The following is an 18,767-nucleotide window of genomic DNA, read 5'->3' on the forward strand; positions in this document are numbered from 1 at the left end:
ATTCTCGCTAACCGGGTATTCCAATCCTAATATCAGGTTATTCTCGATGCTAACGTATTTTGCATCCGGCATCGGATCTAGATAGATTACCTCAGCCTTACCGGTTATAGATGCAAGAATAAACACGGCAAGAAATACACTAAAGTTTTTCATTTGGGTATTATTTAATTAACACCATCTTTCTGGAAGCAATATAGCTTCCGGCTTCAAGTTTATATAAATATACCCCACTTGCAAAATTTGATGCGTCGAACAAAATATTATACGACCCCGCTTGTTTATACTCACTTACAAGCGATTTAATTTCTCTTCCCATCATGTCATATACCCTGATGGATACATTCCCAGCAACCGGTATAGAGTAGCTTATGGACGTTACCGGATTGAACGGGTTCGGATAGTTCTGTGCCAAGCTATATGACTCTGGGACTAAACCGCTGTTGCTTCCGGTCGATGTTATATTGTCCCAGTTAAATTTAAATGCTCTGTATGATACTATATTGCCCGGAAATTTCATTTCTAATGCAACCTTCCCATCCGGAGTTACTTCGCTGAGAGCAGGAGTTGTAAAGCCCCATCCTATCAATGTATTACCATTCTCTAGGCGCTGTACACTGCCCATTGCAAAACCATAAATGGTCGGATTGTTCCTGTATTCCCATACAAGGGTAACAGTTTTACCGATTTCGTCCAGGTTATATTCTACCGCCCTGGAGAATTGGGGAGAATGAAAATTGCCGTTATCGAACAGAGTTATATTACCGTTTGCAATTCTGCGTATGCAATGCTGTCTGAAAAATCCAAGCGAATCGTTTTTAAAAGTAAATTGATTATGTATCCCGCCCAGTCTCCATATTATCGAACCCTTCACTCTGTCGATTTTTGTTATTTCGTCCATGTGCCTGCTGGAGATAAGCAGGTTTCCATCCGTGTCCATATCGATAGCATTCCCATGAACGTAGTCTATTGTCGATGATGTAAGATCAAGGCTTGTTGCGTCGGTGATTTCAAAATGATCCCAGCTCCTCCATTGGAATACAACATTCTTGCTCTCATCTAGCTCCTGGATTATTAGCCCGATCACAGTTGCCGCGGTATCTCCGCCTGCTACGATCTGACTCATATCTACTATCTGAGGATCATAAGCCATTAAAAGCGAATGACCGTTTGGCAATAGTATAAATTCGTGCGTGTCTGTTGTGTAACCGTTCCCGCAGGCAAACGAATCGATAACTTCATAATTATCGTTCATCTGGAAAAACTTATCCGATCCGGTTAGATAATATGTCAGAGTTCCGTTAGACTGAACTTTAAAGTCGAGTGTTTGATTGCCAAACCCCTTGCTCCAATAAATATTTGCATTGTTCTCGGCAATTATTAAGTATGAAGGATCTGTATTGTATGAGGAAACGAATAATCGTCCGGGTGACGGATTATTGGATATTGTGACAGTGAGCTCTGGCGGATCCGCGTTGTCCAGCTCGAATGGAGCCCTGTAATAGTCGCCGAGTTCATCACGCAAAGATTTATCACCGCTTATAGGGATTCGTGCCGCCTCGGTTGTGAACCTGTAGCTGAAATCTTTTCGTGAATTAAATTTTATTTGATTATTGTTAGAACTTACTTGCACCGTTACGGTTTCGTTCGTTCTAAATGGAATTTGCGGACGGAATAGGATCTTCTTTCCATCCGAAGTGAGCTTTACGTCATACGTATGTAAACCGCTCTTGGAACCTGTTACGGTTATGTTAACTTCCGCCAGCAAGGATTCGTTTATCGGTGATTCCATCCCGATAATAAGATTATTGTAGATGCTGACGTATTTTGCATCCGGTGCCGGGTCTAGATATATCACGTCCGGCTTTACCAGGGAAGTACAGCAAAAGAGAATAATGGTTGAAATTATCAGTTTCATGTAATGTAAGAGAATTTTTTGCTTCAGTATTTTACTTATTCCCCGCTGAATGCAAGCTCTTTATGTAAGAGAACATGTCTTGAATAAAAGACCAACAAAAATAAATCAATTATAATAATTAAACAAACATAAAATTGGTGGATTTGTAGCCCGTATTTTTCTTTGCTAATGGCTATATTCCTCTATGCCCAAAAAGACACCATTATTACCCATCCTGTCCGTCACATTTGTAAGCACACTTGGTTATAGCATCGTTATTCCGTTCCTGGTCTATCTCGTCGAGCAATATGGTGGAAATGCAATAATTTACGGAGTACTTGGTGCTGCTTATCCTGCTTTCCAGCTGATTGGAGCGCCTATTTTGGGAAATTGGTCGGATATCTACGGCAGAAAAAAGATCCTCTTCCTGAGCCAGGCTGGGACACTTATTTCGTGGGTGCTTTTTCTTGTAGCTATGCTGATCCCGGTAACCAATTTATGGAAAGTAGATTCAGGTTTTCTGGGCGCGTTCTCTATTACTCTGCCTTTGCTATTACTCTTTCTTGCCAGGTCATTCGATGGGCTCACGGGCGGGAATATCTCCGTCGCAAATGCATACCTCGCCGACATTACTAACGAAAAAGATCGGAATAAAAATTATGGCAGGATGTCCATTGCGTCGAATCTCGGCTTTATACTCGGACCCGCGCTTGCGGGTGTGCTAGGAGCGACAGCTTTTGGTTATTTTCTACCTGTTTACGCTGCAATAGCCATTTCCACGGTTGCGACATTCCTCATCGTCTTCTATTTGCCCAACGCAAATCCATGTGACGAAGAAACGGAATCGATAAAGCGCACCGGTCTCAGAAAGCTTTTTAATTTCGAACAAAAGGAGTGTGTTGAATCCCGCGATGACAGAAAGATAAAATTTTCCACCATCTCAAAGTTGCAGGGCATCCCATATGTTCTTGTATTATACTTTCTCGTATTTCTCGGGTTCAGTATTTTTTATACAGCGTTCCCGGTTCACGCACAGCAGACTCTTAAATGGAGCGTTACCCAGCTCGGAGTATATTTTTCCGTGATCAGCCTCTTTATGATATTAGTGCAGGGTCCTCTCCTCACACGGCTATCTAAGTCTTTCGATGACAGCACACTCGCGCTTTTTGGAGCGATCATACTCGGCACGAATTTCTTCCTGCTTACATTCACCAATCTTGTCATTGTATATGCCGCGGCGGTCTTCTTCGCCGTCGGTAACGGCATTATGTGGCCCTCCGTTCTCTCGCTTTTATCCCGGCTGGCAGGTAAGAAATACCAGGGCGCAGTGCAGGGCTTTGCCGGCAGCGCCGGCAGTCTCGCGGGAATTATCGGTCTCACTCTTGGTGGTATTCTTTACGTCCAGCTTAATTCTACCACCTTTATCATTTGCGCCGTGATAATATATTTGACATTTTTATTATCATTTAGATTGATAAAATTAGAGAAAGGGTGCCAATCCAAAGAAGATTTTGCTAAAGAAATGAATCCTGCTTCCGTTAATCCATAATTTTATCATGAGCAATAAAGAACAATTTACAGCAAAAGTCAGTGACGGCTATTCCTTCAAAGGTGACAGCTTCATACTCGGCGCAGCAATGCTCGATAAAGAAACTCTTCCGGGTGTTACTGTATCTGTCCCTCTTAAAACAATGAACCGCCACGGACTTATCTCGGGCGCGACCGGTACGGGAAAAACAAAAACCCTGCAAAATATCGTCGAGCGCCTCTCCGATAATGGCATCAGCGTTCTGCTTATGGATGTAAAGGGCGACCTCAGCGGACTCGCTCAGCCCGGCTCGGAAAATGAAAAGATAAAAGAAAGGCATGAACTTATCGGCGTACCGTGGAAGGCTTCGTCTTATCCCGTGGAAATGTTCACGCTTTCCGAACAAAATGGTGTTCGCCTCCGTGCAACCGTTTCGGAGTTCGGTCCGGTACTTCTCTCAAAAATACTCGGTTTAAATGATAACCAGGCAGGCGTCGTCTCACTCGTTTTCAAATACTGCGACGATAACGGGCTTCTCCTTCTGGATATAAAAGATTTTAAAAAAGCTCTGCACTATCTTACTAATGACGGCAAGGATGAGATAAAAGAACATTACGGGGCGATAAGCACTTCAACCGCAAGCGTCATCCTGCGCAAGCTCATCGAGATAGAGGAGCAGGGCTCCGAACTCTTCTTCGGAGAGCTCTCATTCGAAGTGGAGGACCTCATCCGCATAGATGAAAACGGCAGGGGATACGTGAATATTATCCGCCTCAATGATATACAGGATAGACCTAAAATGTTCTCTACTTTTATGCTCAGCCTCCTCGGCGAGATATATGAGAAATTCCCCGAAAAAGGTGATACCGACCGTCCTGAACTTGTTATCTTTATTGATGAAGCGCACCTGATATTTGATGAAGCGTCAAAAGCGCTCCTCGAACATCTTGAAAATATTATCAAACTCATCCGCTCTAAAGGTATCGGTATTTTCTTCTGTACACAACTACCTACTGATGTTCCGCCGGAAGTTCTTTCACAGTTGGGTTTAAAAATACAGCATGCCCTGCGCGCCTTTACTGCTAACGACAGGAAAGCAATTAAATCCGCTTCCGAAAATTACCCGGATTCGGAATTTTACGAGGTCGATAAGCTTATTACGGAAATGGGTATCGGTGAAGCGTTCGTCACTGCTTTAAATGAGAAGGGTATCCCCACGCCTCTCGTACATGTTTTGCTTACCGCTCCTTCATCTAGAATGGACATATTAACTCCGCAGGAGCTGGATGAAGTTATAGCGAAGTCAAACCTGCTGAACAAATACAGCGAGACAATAGACCGCGAGAGCGCTTATGAACTGCTTACGAAAAAAGTAGAACAAAAAGCTGTCGAGCAAAAAAAGGAAGAATTGAAAAAAGCTGAGGAGAAAAAGGCCGCGTCGGAAAAACCGGAGCCTACTATCATTGATAAAGCTTCTAAAAATCCTCTGGTGAAAACCGCCGTACGTGAAATTTCGCGCGGCTTCTTTGGTATGCTTAAGTCTGCTTTGAAGTGATCACTTTACCATGCTCTCGAGGTAAAGCTCTCTGAGAAGGGGAGTGATGCGGTACCTATCGTCGCCGAAGCTGTTGTACATCGATTCCAGCACATGATAAACATTATCGAGCCCGATGCGCTCGCTCCATTCTATCGGACCGAACGGGTAATTTGTGCCGAGCTTCATCGCCGTATCTATGTCATCACGGTTTGAAGTGCCTTCCTGCAGTACCTGGTACGCCTCATTCATTATCAACGTAACGACGCGCAGATTTACCATGCCGGGCCTGTCCTCAACGTGATGAACTTCCTTCCCGAGATCTGTTAGCGTATTTACAAGTGAATTGAATTCATCATTCGATGTGAACCTGGTGTTCGAAACTTCTATCCCTTCTACTTCCGAAAAGGTTGGGTACAATCCTATTCCCATGAGCCGCGCCGGGTTGCCCAGCGAACGCAATTGTTCGTGAAGAGTTATACAAACCGAAGCGGAAACTACGGGAGCAGTTGTATTGTTCTGGTCTATGTAATTAAGATTATTAAATTTTATTTCCCTGTCATAATTCGTAATTTCGAATATCATCTCCGCGGAACCCGGTGCGTCGATTATCTCGTGCTTTTGTGAAAGAAAACCGGACAGCTCGGATTTAAGCGCGTCACTATCGCCTATGATAAAAATTTTCGACATATTAATATTGCTTGATTGACCGATAAAAAGTTAAAGAAATATTTAGATGGGATATATAAACATTACAGGAAAAAACATTCTTCGAAAGATCCCATCTGGACCCTGCACCGCCTCGATGACCCGCGAGATATCGAACTCCTTGGCTTTATCATTTCCTGCTACTCCTATGGGCAGGTCAACGTGATAAACGCATTTATCGAACGGCTTCTCAAAATAACGGGCAGTAATATATATGAATTTACCGTTAATTTCTCGAAATCTAAAGATAAAAAGCATTTGCAGGGAATGTATTACCGCTTTCATACCGGTGCTCACCTTATCGCGCTGATAGAAATACTCAAGAAAGCAGTCATAAAACACGGCTCACTCAATAATCTTTTTTTAAGTCATTATAATGAAAGCGATGAAAATATAGTAAACGGTCTCGCCGGATTTACACGTGAACTCAAATCACCGCTCAAAGCAAAAGAGTCGTTCAAGCATTTCATCCCGGAGCCGGTCACGAATTCCGCGTGCAAACGGCTTAACCTCTATCTTCGCTGGATGGTTCGTAAAGATGAGATAGATCTCGGTGTGTGGCAGGGGATAAAGCGGTCGAAACTTATAATACCCCTCGACATTCACGTGCACCGCAACGCGCTGAAACTAAACCTGATTCAAAGAAGATCACCCGATCTAAAATTCGCCGTCGCACTTACTAGCAAGCTAAAGCAATTCGACCCGCGCGACCCGGTGAAGTATGACTTCGCCTTATGCCACACCGGAATAGATAAAGCTATTTTATGAGTAGCATCTTACGTGAGTCCGTGTAAACTTTTCCCGAAACACCTTCCGTTTGTAATTTCGCAAAGTAAACTCCGCTCGAAAGATTCCCCGCATCCCATGAATATGTATATTGTCCGGTAATAAATGTAGCATTAACCAATTCCGTAACGGTCCTTCCCATACCATCGTAAATTATCAATGACACGTCCGACTTCTCCGGTAAGTCGAAGCTAATGTTAGTAGAAGGATTGAACGGGTTCGGGTAGTTTTGATAAAGTCGGTATTGCACAGGTGTTGAATTTGTAACCCCGCTCAAGCCTGTTGCCAGGTCGAATATTTTGTATATAGCCTTGTCAGTACTTGCATAAAGAGTGTCGCCGGTGCCGGGATCTTTTGATATTCCGATTATCTTACTTGATATAGGAAAAAGGTAACCTTGCTGATTAAAGGTCATCCCGCCGTTTATTGAGCGGTATATCCCTGAGTTTGCGCCTACGTAAATTATGTTCGGGTTATCAGGATTGATCTCTACCGCATTCACATTTGCGATCGAAGATACCTGCGACCATGTTACACCTTTGTTTGTAGATTTAAATACTCCCGACGAAGAAACCCCGTAAACGTTGTTCCCGCTGTCGAATGCCATATCATTAAATGGAGGAACAGACAATTGTGTAAATGTCGCGCCCGCATTTGTGCTGACGTACATCGACGTTGTCCCTTCTGCAAAAATGATCGAGCTATTCTGGGGGTTGACTTTTATAAAACCATTAAGGAATTGTATGCCGGATATTATATTAAAGTTAGCGCCCCGGTTCGTACTTTTGTAGAGATACTGTATAATTCCAAAGTAAATATTGTTATCGTTATTAGGATCTATGTCGAAGCCTTTTACTTCCTGGTTAGGGAAAAGAGATTGCGTAGTTAGCCCCCCGGTCGTACTCAATTTCGTCATGTATTGTGGATTGAGACAGTTTACGGTGTTGAGGTTCGCGTCTATTTTCATGTAACCGATGACGAAATCCGAATCCTGCTTCGATACCCTGATGATATCCCATGGTTCAGGATAGCATCCCATGTTTACCTCCGAGCAGATAAATCTTTCGAACATTCCCCAGAACGGTTCGTAATTTTGCCCGGTATGAAGGATACGGTAAAGATTGGAATTCTCGGGCGTCAACACGCTGCATGGCGATCCGCTCAAGCCCCTCGGTTGAAAGTACATATTCTTTCGTGGTTGCCCTGAAATTTCGATACTCCAGAATGATATCATATCGAATACCGGCGTATAGATTACAGTGTAATTTTGAGCTGAAGCAGGAATATAACTACATATAAGAATGATCCATATCGTAAATGTGATCAGTTGTTTCATCGTGGTAAGATTATTGAAGGGAGCCGATAAATAATACCGATAATCACAAAAAATAACAACAAAAAAAGCCGGAGTCACTAATGACCACGGCTTTAATTGATTAATCAACTAACATACTTCAGGAGAAGTAATTGCTGTAGGGGAAGGACTCGAACCTTCATGGAGCGGTTAGCTCCCGTATCTCCCACTTGCTTTTGCAACTATGACCGGGAATTTATGCCGTACATCTCCGCCCTCGAGACCGGAGGGTGTGTCTGCCTGATTTCACCACCCCACAGTGTATTTTATCAACGAACTGAAATAATTATAATGATATTGCTATTAAATTACAATATCATTAATATATTATGTAAATTTTTATGAATACTATAATATTATATTCATATTATTAAGAAAATTGTAAAACACTATGCCCGAAACGTCCCAAAATTATGAAATTGATAAGCTGGACCGCGATATTCTCAGCATATTAATGGACGATGTTACGATTCCTTATACCGAGATCGCCAAAAAACTCCTCGTTTCCGGCGGTACAATTCATGTTAGAATGAAGAAATTGAAAGAAATGGGCGTTGTGAAAGGTGCGCAATTGATCGTGGATCCGGTTAAACTCCACTACGATATAACTTCATTCATCGGTGTTTACCTCGAAAAAGGGTCGATGTACCATGACGTAGCGAAGGAGTTACGTAAGCTAGATGAAGTAGTGGAAGTTCATTATACAACAGGCGCTTATGGGCTTTTTGCTAAACTGGTTTGTAAGAATACGCAAAATCTGCGTGAGGTGCTGAATGAAAAGATACAGCGAATAAAAGGGATCCAGCGAACCGAAACCTTCATCTCGCTTGAGGAATCGGTTAAACGCCAGATAAAACTCTAAACAAAATCGAAATCTTCGTATTGTATCCGCTCTCTCGCAACATTTAACTTATCGAATCCTTTTAGTAACGACCGGCGCATTCCCTTCGGTCCGCAAATGTAAACATCCCTCCCGTCCAATTCCTTTATGTGATCTGCTTTAAGGAAACCCGTCTCATCAACGCATACAAGGTGAACGTGAAAATCCTTGCTCTCCAATTCCTCGAACACATTTTGATGAACCGCATCATCCCTGGTATCTACGCAATAGTATAGGTCTGCTTTTAATCCCGGGTACGGTTTTTCTTTAAGCTCGCGCGCCCAGCTGATAAATGGCGCCATGCCAACACCTCCGCCTATCCAAACCTGCTCCTTCTTACCTGTCCTGTAATAAAATGTGCCGTAAGGTCCCTCGAGTTTTGCTTCGATGCCGGGTTCGATATTTTTAAAAAGATTATTAGTGTAATCCCCGAGAGCTTTCATGATTATTTTTATTTCCTTCTCCTCCTTTACATTACATATCGTAAACGGGTGCGACTCTTTCGTAAATTGCGGAGCGATAAAGCTGAAAAAATAATACTGCCCCGGAATGAACGGCGCTTCCTCACCGGAAGCTTTCAAAGTAATTTCCATCACTCTGTCGCTCAATTTATTTACATTTGTAACGGTGTATTGATATTTCCGTTTTATCATGTCGAATAAAAGCGTCTTGTAAACATACGCGGAAGTGCCCAGTACGCTGAGTATTATAACATAAATCAGCAGCGGCGCAAAATCGTATAGGTTGTCTTTGAGCAGAAAAATGTGAAGCATGCTGAGAATAAAAAATATTCCCATGAGCTTGTGGAGCCGTTTCCATTTATCGTAGGCGATGCGTATAAAGAAAGTAAACAAGAGCAATATGGTCACACCGATCACCGCGATACTGCCGAGGTCGATAGCAAGCTTGTCATGTGTCGGGAGCAGGAACGTAATGACCTGCCCGATGCCGTCGGGACGCCATCGGAATGCCATCAGCACCGGATGTATCAACATGAAAACGTACGCGAACTTAGCCATGGTGTGGTGAGTATGATACATCGTATCCAATCCGCCGAAATATTTTTCCATCCACTTTATGCGCGAGGAAAGCAGGAACGACATAGCGAACAATGAGAAGCCCAGCATCCCGCATACCTGGCTCAGCAGGAACGTTATGGGCTTTATATTCTTGCGGAAGGTGTCGTCAAGCGGAGATAATAGCACGAGCGGAACCGCGAGAAGCGCGAACCCCCAGAAGAACCATTGTCCGATGTTATCTTTTCTGATCATCTATGGAAATAACATTTATATACAAAATTAAGATATTCACGCGAGAAATGTGATTCAATACGGGAGTGATGCTGGAGCTACATGGAGGTGGAAAGGTTTATTAGTATAATAAATAATATGACGATAAATGCTATCACAATACCGCCAATGCATTCATACTTGGCATCCCTTTTTTTAACAGCCTCCTCATCCTCTTCGTCATAATCGTCTTTTACTTCAGGATAGTAATTTTCATCTTTGCGTGAAAACATCCCGCTGACCATTTCACCCAGATTTCTTGTAAACTTGTTAAACCAATAATGAAATATTCCAAAGAGTATAAATAAAATAACTGCAAGGATGAAATATCCTATTCCCTTTGGTTCACCCATTTAATTCCCCGATATCAGGTAAATGAATAGCGCGAGTATGATGACCTGGGCGAGAATGCCGGCGGTGATGAAGAGCTTGTCTTTGCCGGTGTACTTTTCGCCGTGTTGTATCGGTGTGTAATCTTTGAATGGGGTGAGTATGAATTTGCCGAGACGGCGGTCGCGCTCGAATGCACGGGCGTAATTTCCCATGACGGCGCGTATGAGTATGAAGGCGCCGAGCCCGATGAGGAAGAGTTCGATGGGGGAGTAGTGGCTCATATATTAATCGGGTAAATCAAATTACGGGAAGACAACATTTTCCAGAAGTGATAACACATCATCTGTCAAAGATTCTATTGTGTTCATATTTAAACCCTGAATAATAAAAAAAGTATATATGAAATCAGATCCATATATTGAAAGTGTCTTTGTTGGAAGTGTAGATCCATCGGATATCTTTTTTAAAAGGACATCCAATAAAACCGCATCTTTTCCGCCGACAGTAGTCTTTCCATAACCCGTGAGCTCGGAGCTCATTCCAGATGAAAATAAAGCATCGATTGCTCCTTTGTAACTCTCATAATTTTTGTCAATGTCCTCGTACACTTCGCTAAAGGATTTCCCGTATTTGTTCTTATCCGTTATTATCACGATGAATCCCTTATCATTCTGAAGAGCATGATATCCTTTGAAATTACTATACTGCCAGTTATCCGGGTAATTGATCATAAGCCCGGTTAAGGAATCGGTAATTACTCCCGGAGTAAACCCGGGAAACCGCGCCGCTTTAAGGATATCATCGATCTCTGCAACGAACGGCTTGTAATTTTCTTCAATTGTCATCGCCGAAAAATTAACCATATAACCTTTGTAATAAGTCATAATAGCTTTTACCTTTAAGATCTCATCAGTGCCAGTATTAAATTTCTGGCTTATATTTAGCACCATATAGACCGATCGTTCTCCGCTTATGTAGGTAGTACCATGCTCTAATAATCCTTCACCCGTGATGCCGGGGAACATGGTTTTTATAAGTTCTTTATCAGAACCTAAGGCTTGGTTAAAAGCAATCGGGTCGAAGGGTTCTCTTGTTTTCTGTGAGATAATATTTAATTGCCCGAGCTTATTATGAATGACAATTGTGCTGTCCTCCTGTATATAGCTCCATCCTTCCGGATAATCTATCGTTAAGCCTGTATTAATATCGGTCAGTGTGCCCTGCGCTAAGGTGATGTTTATCGTGATGAACGATATGATGAGTGTGATAGCAGTTTTCATATCAGAATATAATAAGGCTTTTGAAAAAAAACAGTGGTCTTCTGAGTTCTAAATATACGACGGCTCAATGGAAAATATGTTTCCAACGGGCTCTTTGGGCTTGATCCCCCGCATCCGCTCCGCTTGTGCGGGGCAGGCTCCAGAGCCAAAAGATCAAGACCTCTAGTGTAAATGTTTGCCTTCGGCGACTTCTTTTGCTTGCCTCCCGCATCGAGTGCGGGACAGGCGCCAGAAGCAAAAGGGCAGTCTAACGTAAATCGTCTAAAGCCACACTTCGTGTGAGTTCTTTTGTCTTGATACAAAAGAACCCCCGAAGGGGCAGGCAAAAGATCAAGGCCTCTAGTGTAAATTGTCTAACAATTGCTGCGTTTTTTGCTCGAAGAAAAAAACTCGCTCGAACCCGGTAAACCGGGTAAGACCTCGCTCAGACCACCGCTAAAGCCACCGCATTCTGCGGGACAAGCGGGGCAGGCAGTTTTTCTTCGTCCCTTCGGAAGCGCAAAAAGCCTCACAATTTTACCCCGACTCGTCGGGGCCGACAATTTACACATGGCCGTTTGGAGACTCCTTCGGAGTCTATGGAAACGACGATTTCCGTAATGGCTTTGAATCACCTTCGGTGATTACTTGGTATAGTGTAATATTTGTTTTGTTGTGGTAGTGTGTTTGTGTTTGTTTTTTTCTTAACCCCCCTCTTTCCCCCCTTTGTAAAATGGGGGATGATTTATCATCTTCGTTTACAGTTTGTGTTAAGGGATATAGTTTATTTCATCGTATTTAGTTTTCTCCTCTGGATTCCCGCCTTCGCCCCGTAGGGGCTCGCAGGAATGACAAATAAGAGAAGGATGACAAAAATATAAACAGGCTAGCCTGATTTCGTTGTATCATACGTTATACAGTATTTATGGCAAGTATCCCACAGAGGATAAGGATACAACTGCTCCTTCTGCCGAAGGCGACGGAACACCTTCACGCGATCAGAATCGCATTACAGACGGCTGAACTGTTACGTTGGACTTTTTAGTAGAGGTCCAAGCCACGGGTCACTATTAGACTCTCACCGCCGAAGGGAATATACATATCACCCTTCCACAACATCCCTCACCGAAAGCACATATCGGTTTGCATTAAACGATCCTCTCGCAATTTATGCCGGAGGGACAGCTTATGCTGCCGGTAGAGACCCTTCGAAGTGAAGTAACCAAGCGGTCCCGCCCGCCTAGCGACCTGGGACATTGGCAATCTCTGCTTAAGCAACAGTGAAAGCGGCGCAAGTTAGACAAACAGAACACCGCGGAGCGCGGATATGCCGTTCCTGCCGTAAATACCGGTTCAATTGATGCCGAAGGCATGCCTACTAAGAAACAAAACCAACGGCAATGAACTGGTTATTCGAATAACTGTACAAAGATAGTATGTAAGTCAAGCGTATTAAATGAAGAAAAGGTTAGATACGTATCTATACTTTTTTGTTTTCTTTTAGAATGTATGTACTTTTGACCGCGCAAAAGTACCAAAACGCGCCGGCTTAATGAAGATCGTCTAAAATTCCCCGTGTTCTGCGCTCGAACGGCTAAACTCGCTCGAACCCCGATAGATCGGGGTAAGACCTCGCTCAGACAGTACCCGTTCGTTCCTGCTTCGCCGGAATCGCTTGAAGCCGGGAAATTTTTAATCGCCGATCTTCATAATGCCGTTTGATCAAATTATAATGAAGCTAGAATGTCTTTGACTTTTGTAAATGAAGTTTCCCAAGTTGATTTGGGATGAGTTTGTTTCTCTTTTTCTATTCGAGCAATTAGTTCTTTCTCAATGTTTGCGGATATATAATCATTAATCGCTGTTACTTTTAAAGAAGCAGAATGTGCACCACTAGTAATTCTCATGCTATTTAAGGCAACCAAAAATCCCTGATAGTAAAGGGAAATTCTATAAACATCATCGAATTTGTATAAACTAATTTCCTTGGTTGATGAAAAACTATAATTAGCAATATATAATGCGATTAATCCACTAAAAGAAGAGTATTTTAGTAAAGATTTTATGGTTTCATCATTAACTTTATCAATATTGTCCTTTGTTGGAATTTCTTTTGAAACGTTAGCTGAACTTTCAACTTTTTCAATAAAACTATCTAATCGCTTATGAGTTTTATCTGTGGATTCAGTAATAATTTCTGAAATACTTTCCGTAACATGCTCAATCTTATTCTTAAGATCTGATGTAGCATTATTTAAAGTTAATGCGTTTTCTTCAATATCTTGCGAAACGTCCTTCAAAGAACCAACAATATTATGAAAAGAAGCATTGGAAATATAAGCGTAAACGATTGCTAACACAGCAAGAGCCATTGAAGTGAGTGTCATTCCAAAAGTAAAATAATCGACAATTATCTTTACACCTCCTAGGTATAAAGTAAGTAACGTTATGATTATTAGGCTTAGTATCAGGACAATATAAAAAAAATGAATTCTTACATTATTTTTAATTTTCTCCATTTAAACTATTCATTATAATTTGTGAAAACAATATTTAAAATAGAATAATAAAAATTTTATTTATGAAATACGATATTGAATATAAATAAAATTACTAATAATTTCTTACCAAAATAACTTTAACTATTTTCTATTTTTGGAATTCAAATTTTAAAATGAGAAGAAATATACTTGCCATTGGAAGGGATGGAATACCTGATCAGTATTCAACTCAACTATTTGAAAAAATTGAAAATGAGGTAAGGAAACTTAACATACCTTCAGATTGGAAGTTTAGAAAATGTTTTAAACCAAATAGTTCTGGACTTAATCAAGCTGGGGAATTACTATTTAAAGCTAATAGTTGGGTAATGGAATTTTATTTAAATGATGCTTTTTATGAACAGTTTGCAATAAGTAATATAAAAGAGCTTTATAAAATTGGAATAGCAAAGAAGAATTTAGAAAACCGAATAAATAAACTATAATTGTTTAACAAAGAAATTGAAAATAATAATACAGAATTAATACACTTTAAATCTGAGTTAGAAAAGACCAGATCTTCAAAATTTCAAAAAGCTATAACGAAGTTTATTTTGGCTGCTCTTGGTAGTATTCCATGGGTTGGTGGTTTTGTTGCCGCAGCTGCAAGTCTTAAGACTGAAGAGAAAGATACAAAGCAAGAGGAAATCCAAAATCAATGGCTTGAAGAACACAGCAAAAAAATGCAAAAATTAGGATTAACAATTTTAGAAATTACAAAGAGGTTTGATAGTATAGGAGAGGAAATTGGTGATAGAATAAGTAGTGAAGAATATCTTGATATTGTTAGAAAAGCTTTTAGATCTTGGGATGAAGCTGATACAGATGAAAAGCGGAAATATGTATCAAATTTAATTGAAAACTCAGCTGGTACTCGAATTTGTTCTGATGATGTTATAAGATTATTTATAGATTGGTTAGATCAGTACCATGAATCACACTTTGCGGTGATAAAAGAAATTTATAAAACACCAGGTGTAACTAGATATGATATTTGGATAAATACGTATGGTGAATTAGTAAGAGAAGATTCTGCTGAAGCAGATTTGTTTAAGTTATTAATAAGAGATTTAAGCACGGGCGGAGTTATTAGACAGGCAAGAGATACAACTGAAGATGGAAGATTTTTAAAGAAAACTCCAATAAAAACGAGTGTAAAATCGAAGACGATGGAATCTGCGTTTGAAGCAACCAAACCATATTTGCTTACAGAATTAGGAAAACAATTTGTCCATTATACTATGACAGAGCTAGTACCTCGCGTTACTTCAGAAAATAGCAATTAAATTTATTATCTCATTAATTAAAATTATATAAAAATATGCCAAAATTTATTACAATTGAGTGCTTCTGGGAAAGCGGTAAAGAGCGGGAGGTTACAATTGACTCCGAAAATGTTAGGGGTTTTGATATCTCACCTTCTGAAAAGGATACCTATTATCCAGACAAACCTCCTTATTGTTTACATATCACTGCAGAGCCACAAAAATATTCTGAAGATTTATATTTTCAAACAAAGGAAGATGCGCAAAAAGCAAGAGATTCTCTCACGTAGATTATCTCTAACAAAAAACCCCGCTGACGCGGGGTTCGTTTTTATGGGGTAATACAGTTTTACTTATGGATTCCCACTTCCGTGGGAATGACATCGATATTAATACATATCCATACCGCCGCCCATTCCGCCCGGAGGCATCATTGGTGCAGCTTCTTTTTCGGGTTTCTCTACGATGGTTGCTTCCGTCATGAGTAGCAGTGAAGCGACTGATGCAGCGTTTTCGAGAGCCACGCGTGTTACCTTAGTCGGGTCTATGACGCCGGCTTTCACCAGGTCTTCGTATTCATCGGTAGCAGCGTTGAAGCCGAAGTTTCCTTCGCCTTCTTTTACTTTGTTAACGACAACGGAGCCTTCGAGACCTGCGTTGTGAACTATCTGCCTGATGGGCTCTTCGATAGCCCTGCGGATTATGTCCACGCCGATCTGAATGTCGTGGTTGTCAGCTTTTACTTTATCGAGCTTATTAGCAACGCGGAGAAGAGCAACACCGCCGCCGGGAACTATACCTTCCTCGACAGCCGCGCGAGTAGCGTGAAGAGCGTCTTCCACACGAGCTTTCTTTTCTTTCATTTCGACTTCGGTAGCAGCACCGATCTTAAGGACCGCGACACCGCCGGAGAGCTTAGCAAGGCGCTCCTGGAGCTTTTCTTTGTCGTAGTCTGATGTGGTGTTCTCTACCTGTGCTTTAATTTCTTTGATCCGCTTTTGTATCTCTTCGGTCTTGCCTGCGCCTTCGACGATGGTCGTATTGTCCTTGTCGATGACAACGCGCTTAGCGCTTCCTAGATAAGATACGGTCGCGTTTTCGAGCTTGTAGCCCTGCTCTTCAGAGATAACGGTACCGTCAGTGAGTACAGCGATATCCTGGAGCATAGCTTTTCTCCTGTCGCCGAATCCGGGAGCTTTAACGGCAGCGACTTTTAGCGTACCGCGGAGCTTATTGACAACGAGAGTAGCGAGCGCTTCGCCCTCTATGTCTTCAGCGATAATAAGGAGAGACTTTCCGCCCTGCGCAGTTTTTTCGAGGATAGGGAGGAGGTCCTTCATAGTGGAGATCTTCTTATCGTGTATTAGAATGTACGGGTCTTCGAGCTCGGCTTCCATAGTCTCGGCGTTAGTGACGAAGTAAGGGGAGAGGTAACCGCGGTCGAACTGCATACCTTCAACAACGTCGACCATAGTCTCGGTACCTTTTGCTTCCTCTACAGTGATAACACCGTCTTTGCCTACTTTATCCATAGCCTCGGCGATAAGGTCGCCGATGTACTTGTCATTATTAGCTGAGATAGCGCCGACCTGGGCGATCTCTTTACTTTCTTTGATGTCGTTTGAAATTTCTTTGAGACCTTTTACGAGTTCACCGACAGCAAGGTCGATGCCTCTTTTGATGTCCATCGGGTTAACACCGGATGTGACGAATTTGAGGCCTTCGCGGACGATAGCCTGCGCGAGAACGGTAGCAGTAGTAGTACCGTCACCGGCGACGTCGGAAGTCTTGGAAGCGACTTCTTTAACCATCTGCGCTCCCATATTTTCGACCGGGTCTTCGATCTCGATCTCTTTAGCGACGGTAACACCGTCTTTGGTTACGGTCGGGGCGCCGAACTTTTTGTCGATGACGACATTGCGTCCTTTCGGTCCGAGAGTAACCTTAACCGCGTTAGCAAGAGTATCGACGCCTTTTTTGAGAGCGTTCCTTGCTTCGCTGTTAAATTCGATTATTTTTGACATAATATTATAATTAAAATTTTAAAATTAAAATTGTTAATTGTCGTGTATCTAGATGATAGCATACACATCAGATTCTCTCATAATGAGATATTCAACGTTATCTATAGTGATTTCAGTACCGGAGTATTTACCGTAAAGTACTTTATCGCCGACTTTGAGCTCCATTGGAATTGATTTTCCATCCTCGGTTACTTTTCCGCTTCCGACCGCAACGATCTCGCCTTTCATAGGCTTTTCTTTTGCAGTGTCGGGGATAATGATACCGGAGGATGTGGTCTCTTCAGCCTCCATCGGCTTAACGAGAATTCTGTCCTGAAGTGGTTTTAGGTTCATTTTTTAATATATGTTTAATTAATAAGATGATTATAGTTATTAGCACTTATTATAACAGAGTGCTAAAATAATAAGTTTCATTTTTTAATGCAATGCAGGAAAAGGGTAGAGTGGGGGAATTTTTGGGGGAAGGGGTATGGATAAAGGGGAAATCCGGGTCGCACTTACGTGCGTGAGAATGGGTTGATCTTAAGAATTATGATATTGTTATGTACTTTTGACCGCGCAAAAGTACCCCCGTAGGGGCAGGCAAAGGGCGCGGCTTAATGGAAATTGTTGATTTCTTCTTTTGCTGACCAATTTGGGTTATGTTATTTCTTCTTTTGCTTGCCCAAAAGAAGAAAAAGATCAAGGCCGCTAGTGTAAATTATTGCCTTCGGCGACTTCTTTTGCTTGCCCAAAAGAAGCAAAAGGCAGCCTTACGTAAATTGCCTAAAATTATTTCGTTCAATGCTACGGCAAAAAAACTCGTCCGCTATGGCGGACTCAGACAGTTTTTGCCGCTCGTTTTCCCGATAAAATCGGGAAGAACGACGCATTTCACTCATAATTTCTTGACGGCAATTTCCATATGGCCTTGAAACCCGCCTTCGGGCGGGTTATGGTTAGCGGGAATTCTAAACGACGATTTCCATAATGCCGTTTTGAATCACTCCACGAGTCGAGGACTCGATGAGTCATAGACCAATGGCGGGTATGGGTACGCCTACGATTTATATATAGCCGTATTGGGGATGAATAGATACTTACTTAGATCTCCATTCGAATTCTTTGAATGCCTTCGAAAATTCATCGACTTTATCCATTATCTTATCAGTATTAGAAAAGGTCTTACTGATCACGATCATCAGAGTACCCTGGACCAGAGAAAAATACATTAGTGAAATAGCCACATAAACATTTAGTCCTTCATTATAACGGTTTTTGGAAAAAAGGATCAATATTCCCATAATGCCACCGACAATATAGGTAAAGATGCCGAGGGTTTTAAGTAAGTTTCCCATAATTAATAATTTTGGTTTGATTAGGTAGTTTGTTGT

General features: G+C 41.8%; 19 protein-coding genes. 8 read left to right on the forward strand and 11 right to left on the reverse strand.

Going from position 1 to position 18,767, the window contains the following annotated elements:
• Positions 1-160: 160 nt before the first annotated feature.
• Positions 161-1,915, reverse strand: a complete 1,755-nt coding sequence (locus H6614_05170; GenBank protein ID MCB9243042.1) for an aryl-sulfate sulfotransferase — start codon at positions 1,913-1,915, stop codon at positions 161-163.
• Positions 1,916-2,099: 184 nt separating this feature from the next.
• Here H6614_05170 and H6614_05175 point away from each other — a divergent pair, with 184 nt between their 5' ends.
• Positions 2,100-3,443 carry an MFS transporter gene (locus H6614_05175; protein MCB9243043.1) on the forward strand — a complete coding sequence of 448 codons (1,344 nt, stop codon included), beginning with the start codon at positions 2,100-2,102 and terminating at the stop codon, positions 3,441-3,443.
• 7 nt (positions 3,444-3,450) lie between these two features.
• Positions 3,451-4,977: a DUF853 family protein gene (locus H6614_05180; protein MCB9243044.1), complete on the forward strand. Its 1,527-nt coding sequence runs from the start codon at positions 3,451-3,453 to the stop codon at positions 4,975-4,977.
• Here the strand turns inward: H6614_05180 and H6614_05185 are convergent, their stop codons facing one another.
• On the reverse strand, positions 4,978-5,646 hold the full coding sequence (locus tag H6614_05185) for a hypothetical protein (protein MCB9243045.1): 669 nt from the start codon (positions 5,644-5,646) through the stop codon (positions 4,978-4,980).
• A 15-nt stretch (positions 5,647-5,661) separates the two neighbouring features.
• Here H6614_05185 and H6614_05190 point away from each other — a divergent pair, with 15 nt between their 5' ends.
• The gene (locus H6614_05190; protein ID MCB9243046.1) at positions 5,662-6,432 is read left to right on the forward strand and encodes a TIGR02757 family protein; all 771 of its coding nucleotides are present in this window, start codon (positions 5,662-5,664) and stop codon (positions 6,430-6,432) included.
• Here the strand turns inward: H6614_05190 and H6614_05195 are convergent.
• Positions 6,422-7,786 (reverse strand): T9SS type A sorting domain-containing protein, encoded by a 1,365-nt coding sequence (locus H6614_05195; GenBank protein MCB9243047.1) that lies wholly within the window; start codon positions 7,784-7,786, stop codon positions 6,422-6,424. The genes H6614_05190 and H6614_05195 overlap by 11 nt on opposite strands.
• 409 nt (positions 7,787-8,195) lie before the next feature.
• Between H6614_05195 and H6614_05200 the strand changes: the two genes are divergently transcribed.
• Positions 8,196-8,666: an Lrp/AsnC ligand binding domain-containing protein gene (locus tag H6614_05200; protein ID MCB9243048.1), complete on the forward strand. Its 471-nt coding sequence runs from the start codon at positions 8,196-8,198 to the stop codon at positions 8,664-8,666.
• Here the strand turns inward: H6614_05200 and H6614_05205 are convergent.
• The 5 genes from H6614_05205 to H6614_05225 form a co-directional block, all read right to left on the reverse strand.
• Positions 8,663-9,955, reverse strand: coding sequence for a ferric reductase-like transmembrane domain-containing protein (locus tag H6614_05205; GenBank protein MCB9243049.1), 1,293 nt, complete (start codon positions 9,953-9,955; stop codon positions 8,663-8,665). The genes H6614_05200 and H6614_05205 overlap by 4 nt on opposite strands.
• 77 nt (positions 9,956-10,032) lie before the next feature.
• Positions 10,033-10,326, reverse strand: coding sequence for a hypothetical protein (locus tag H6614_05210; GenBank protein MCB9243050.1), 294 nt, complete (start codon positions 10,324-10,326; stop codon positions 10,033-10,035).
• Positions 10,327-10,518, reverse strand: coding sequence for a hypothetical protein (locus H6614_05215; protein ID MCB9243051.1), 192 nt, complete (start codon positions 10,516-10,518; stop codon positions 10,327-10,329).
• A gap of 90 nt (positions 10,519-10,608) precedes the next feature.
• A complete protein-coding gene (locus H6614_05220; GenBank protein MCB9243052.1) occupies positions 10,609-11,586 on the reverse strand; it encodes a hypothetical protein in 978 nt (325 codons plus the stop codon).
• A gap of 1,706 nt (positions 11,587-13,292) precedes the next feature.
• Positions 13,293-14,084 (reverse strand): hypothetical protein, encoded by a 792-nt coding sequence (locus tag H6614_05225; protein ID MCB9243053.1) that lies wholly within the window; start codon positions 14,082-14,084, stop codon positions 13,293-13,295.
• 155 nt (positions 14,085-14,239) lie between these two features.
• On the opposite strand from H6614_05225, the gene H6614_05230 reads away from it, so the two are divergent.
• From H6614_05230 to H6614_05240, 3 genes are read left to right on the forward strand one after another with little or no spacing between them, the layout of a single operon-like run.
• A complete protein-coding gene (locus H6614_05230; protein ID MCB9243054.1) occupies positions 14,240-14,551 on the forward strand; it encodes a hypothetical protein in 312 nt (103 codons plus the stop codon).
• 15 nt (positions 14,552-14,566) lie between these two features.
• Positions 14,567-15,391, forward strand: coding sequence for a hypothetical protein (locus tag H6614_05235; protein MCB9243055.1), 825 nt, complete (start codon positions 14,567-14,569; stop codon positions 15,389-15,391).
• 35 nt (positions 15,392-15,426) lie between these two features.
• On the forward strand, positions 15,427-15,660 hold the full coding sequence (locus H6614_05240; GenBank protein ID MCB9243056.1) for a hypothetical protein: 234 nt from the start codon (positions 15,427-15,429) through the stop codon (positions 15,658-15,660).
• Positions 15,661-15,759: 99 nt separating this feature from the next.
• Here H6614_05240 and groL read toward each other — a convergent pair whose 3' ends face one another.
• Complete coding sequence (gene groL / locus H6614_05245; protein MCB9243057.1) at positions 15,760-17,397, reverse strand: chaperonin GroEL; 1,638 nt, start codon at positions 17,395-17,397, stop codon at positions 15,760-15,762.
• Positions 17,398-17,442: 45 nt separating this feature from the next.
• Complete coding sequence (gene groES / locus H6614_05250; GenBank protein ID MCB9243058.1) at positions 17,443-17,727, reverse strand: co-chaperone GroES; 285 nt, start codon at positions 17,725-17,727, stop codon at positions 17,443-17,445.
• A 428-nt stretch (positions 17,728-18,155) separates the two neighbouring features.
• On the opposite strand from groES, the gene H6614_05255 reads away from it, so the two are divergent.
• Positions 18,156-18,308: a hypothetical protein gene (locus H6614_05255; GenBank protein MCB9243059.1), complete on the forward strand. Its 153-nt coding sequence runs from the start codon at positions 18,156-18,158 to the stop codon at positions 18,306-18,308.
• A 165-nt stretch (positions 18,309-18,473) separates the two neighbouring features.
• On the opposite strand, the gene H6614_05260 is transcribed toward H6614_05255, so the two are convergent.
• A complete protein-coding gene (locus H6614_05260) occupies positions 18,474-18,731 on the reverse strand; it encodes a hypothetical protein (protein MCB9243060.1) in 258 nt (85 codons plus the stop codon).
• Positions 18,732-18,767 lie beyond the last annotated feature (36 nt).

Source organism: Ignavibacteriales bacterium (assembly GCA_020635255.1).
Taxonomy (GTDB): Bacteria; Bacteroidota; Ignavibacteria; order Tepidaquicellales; family Tepidaquicellaceae; genus JAEYVS01.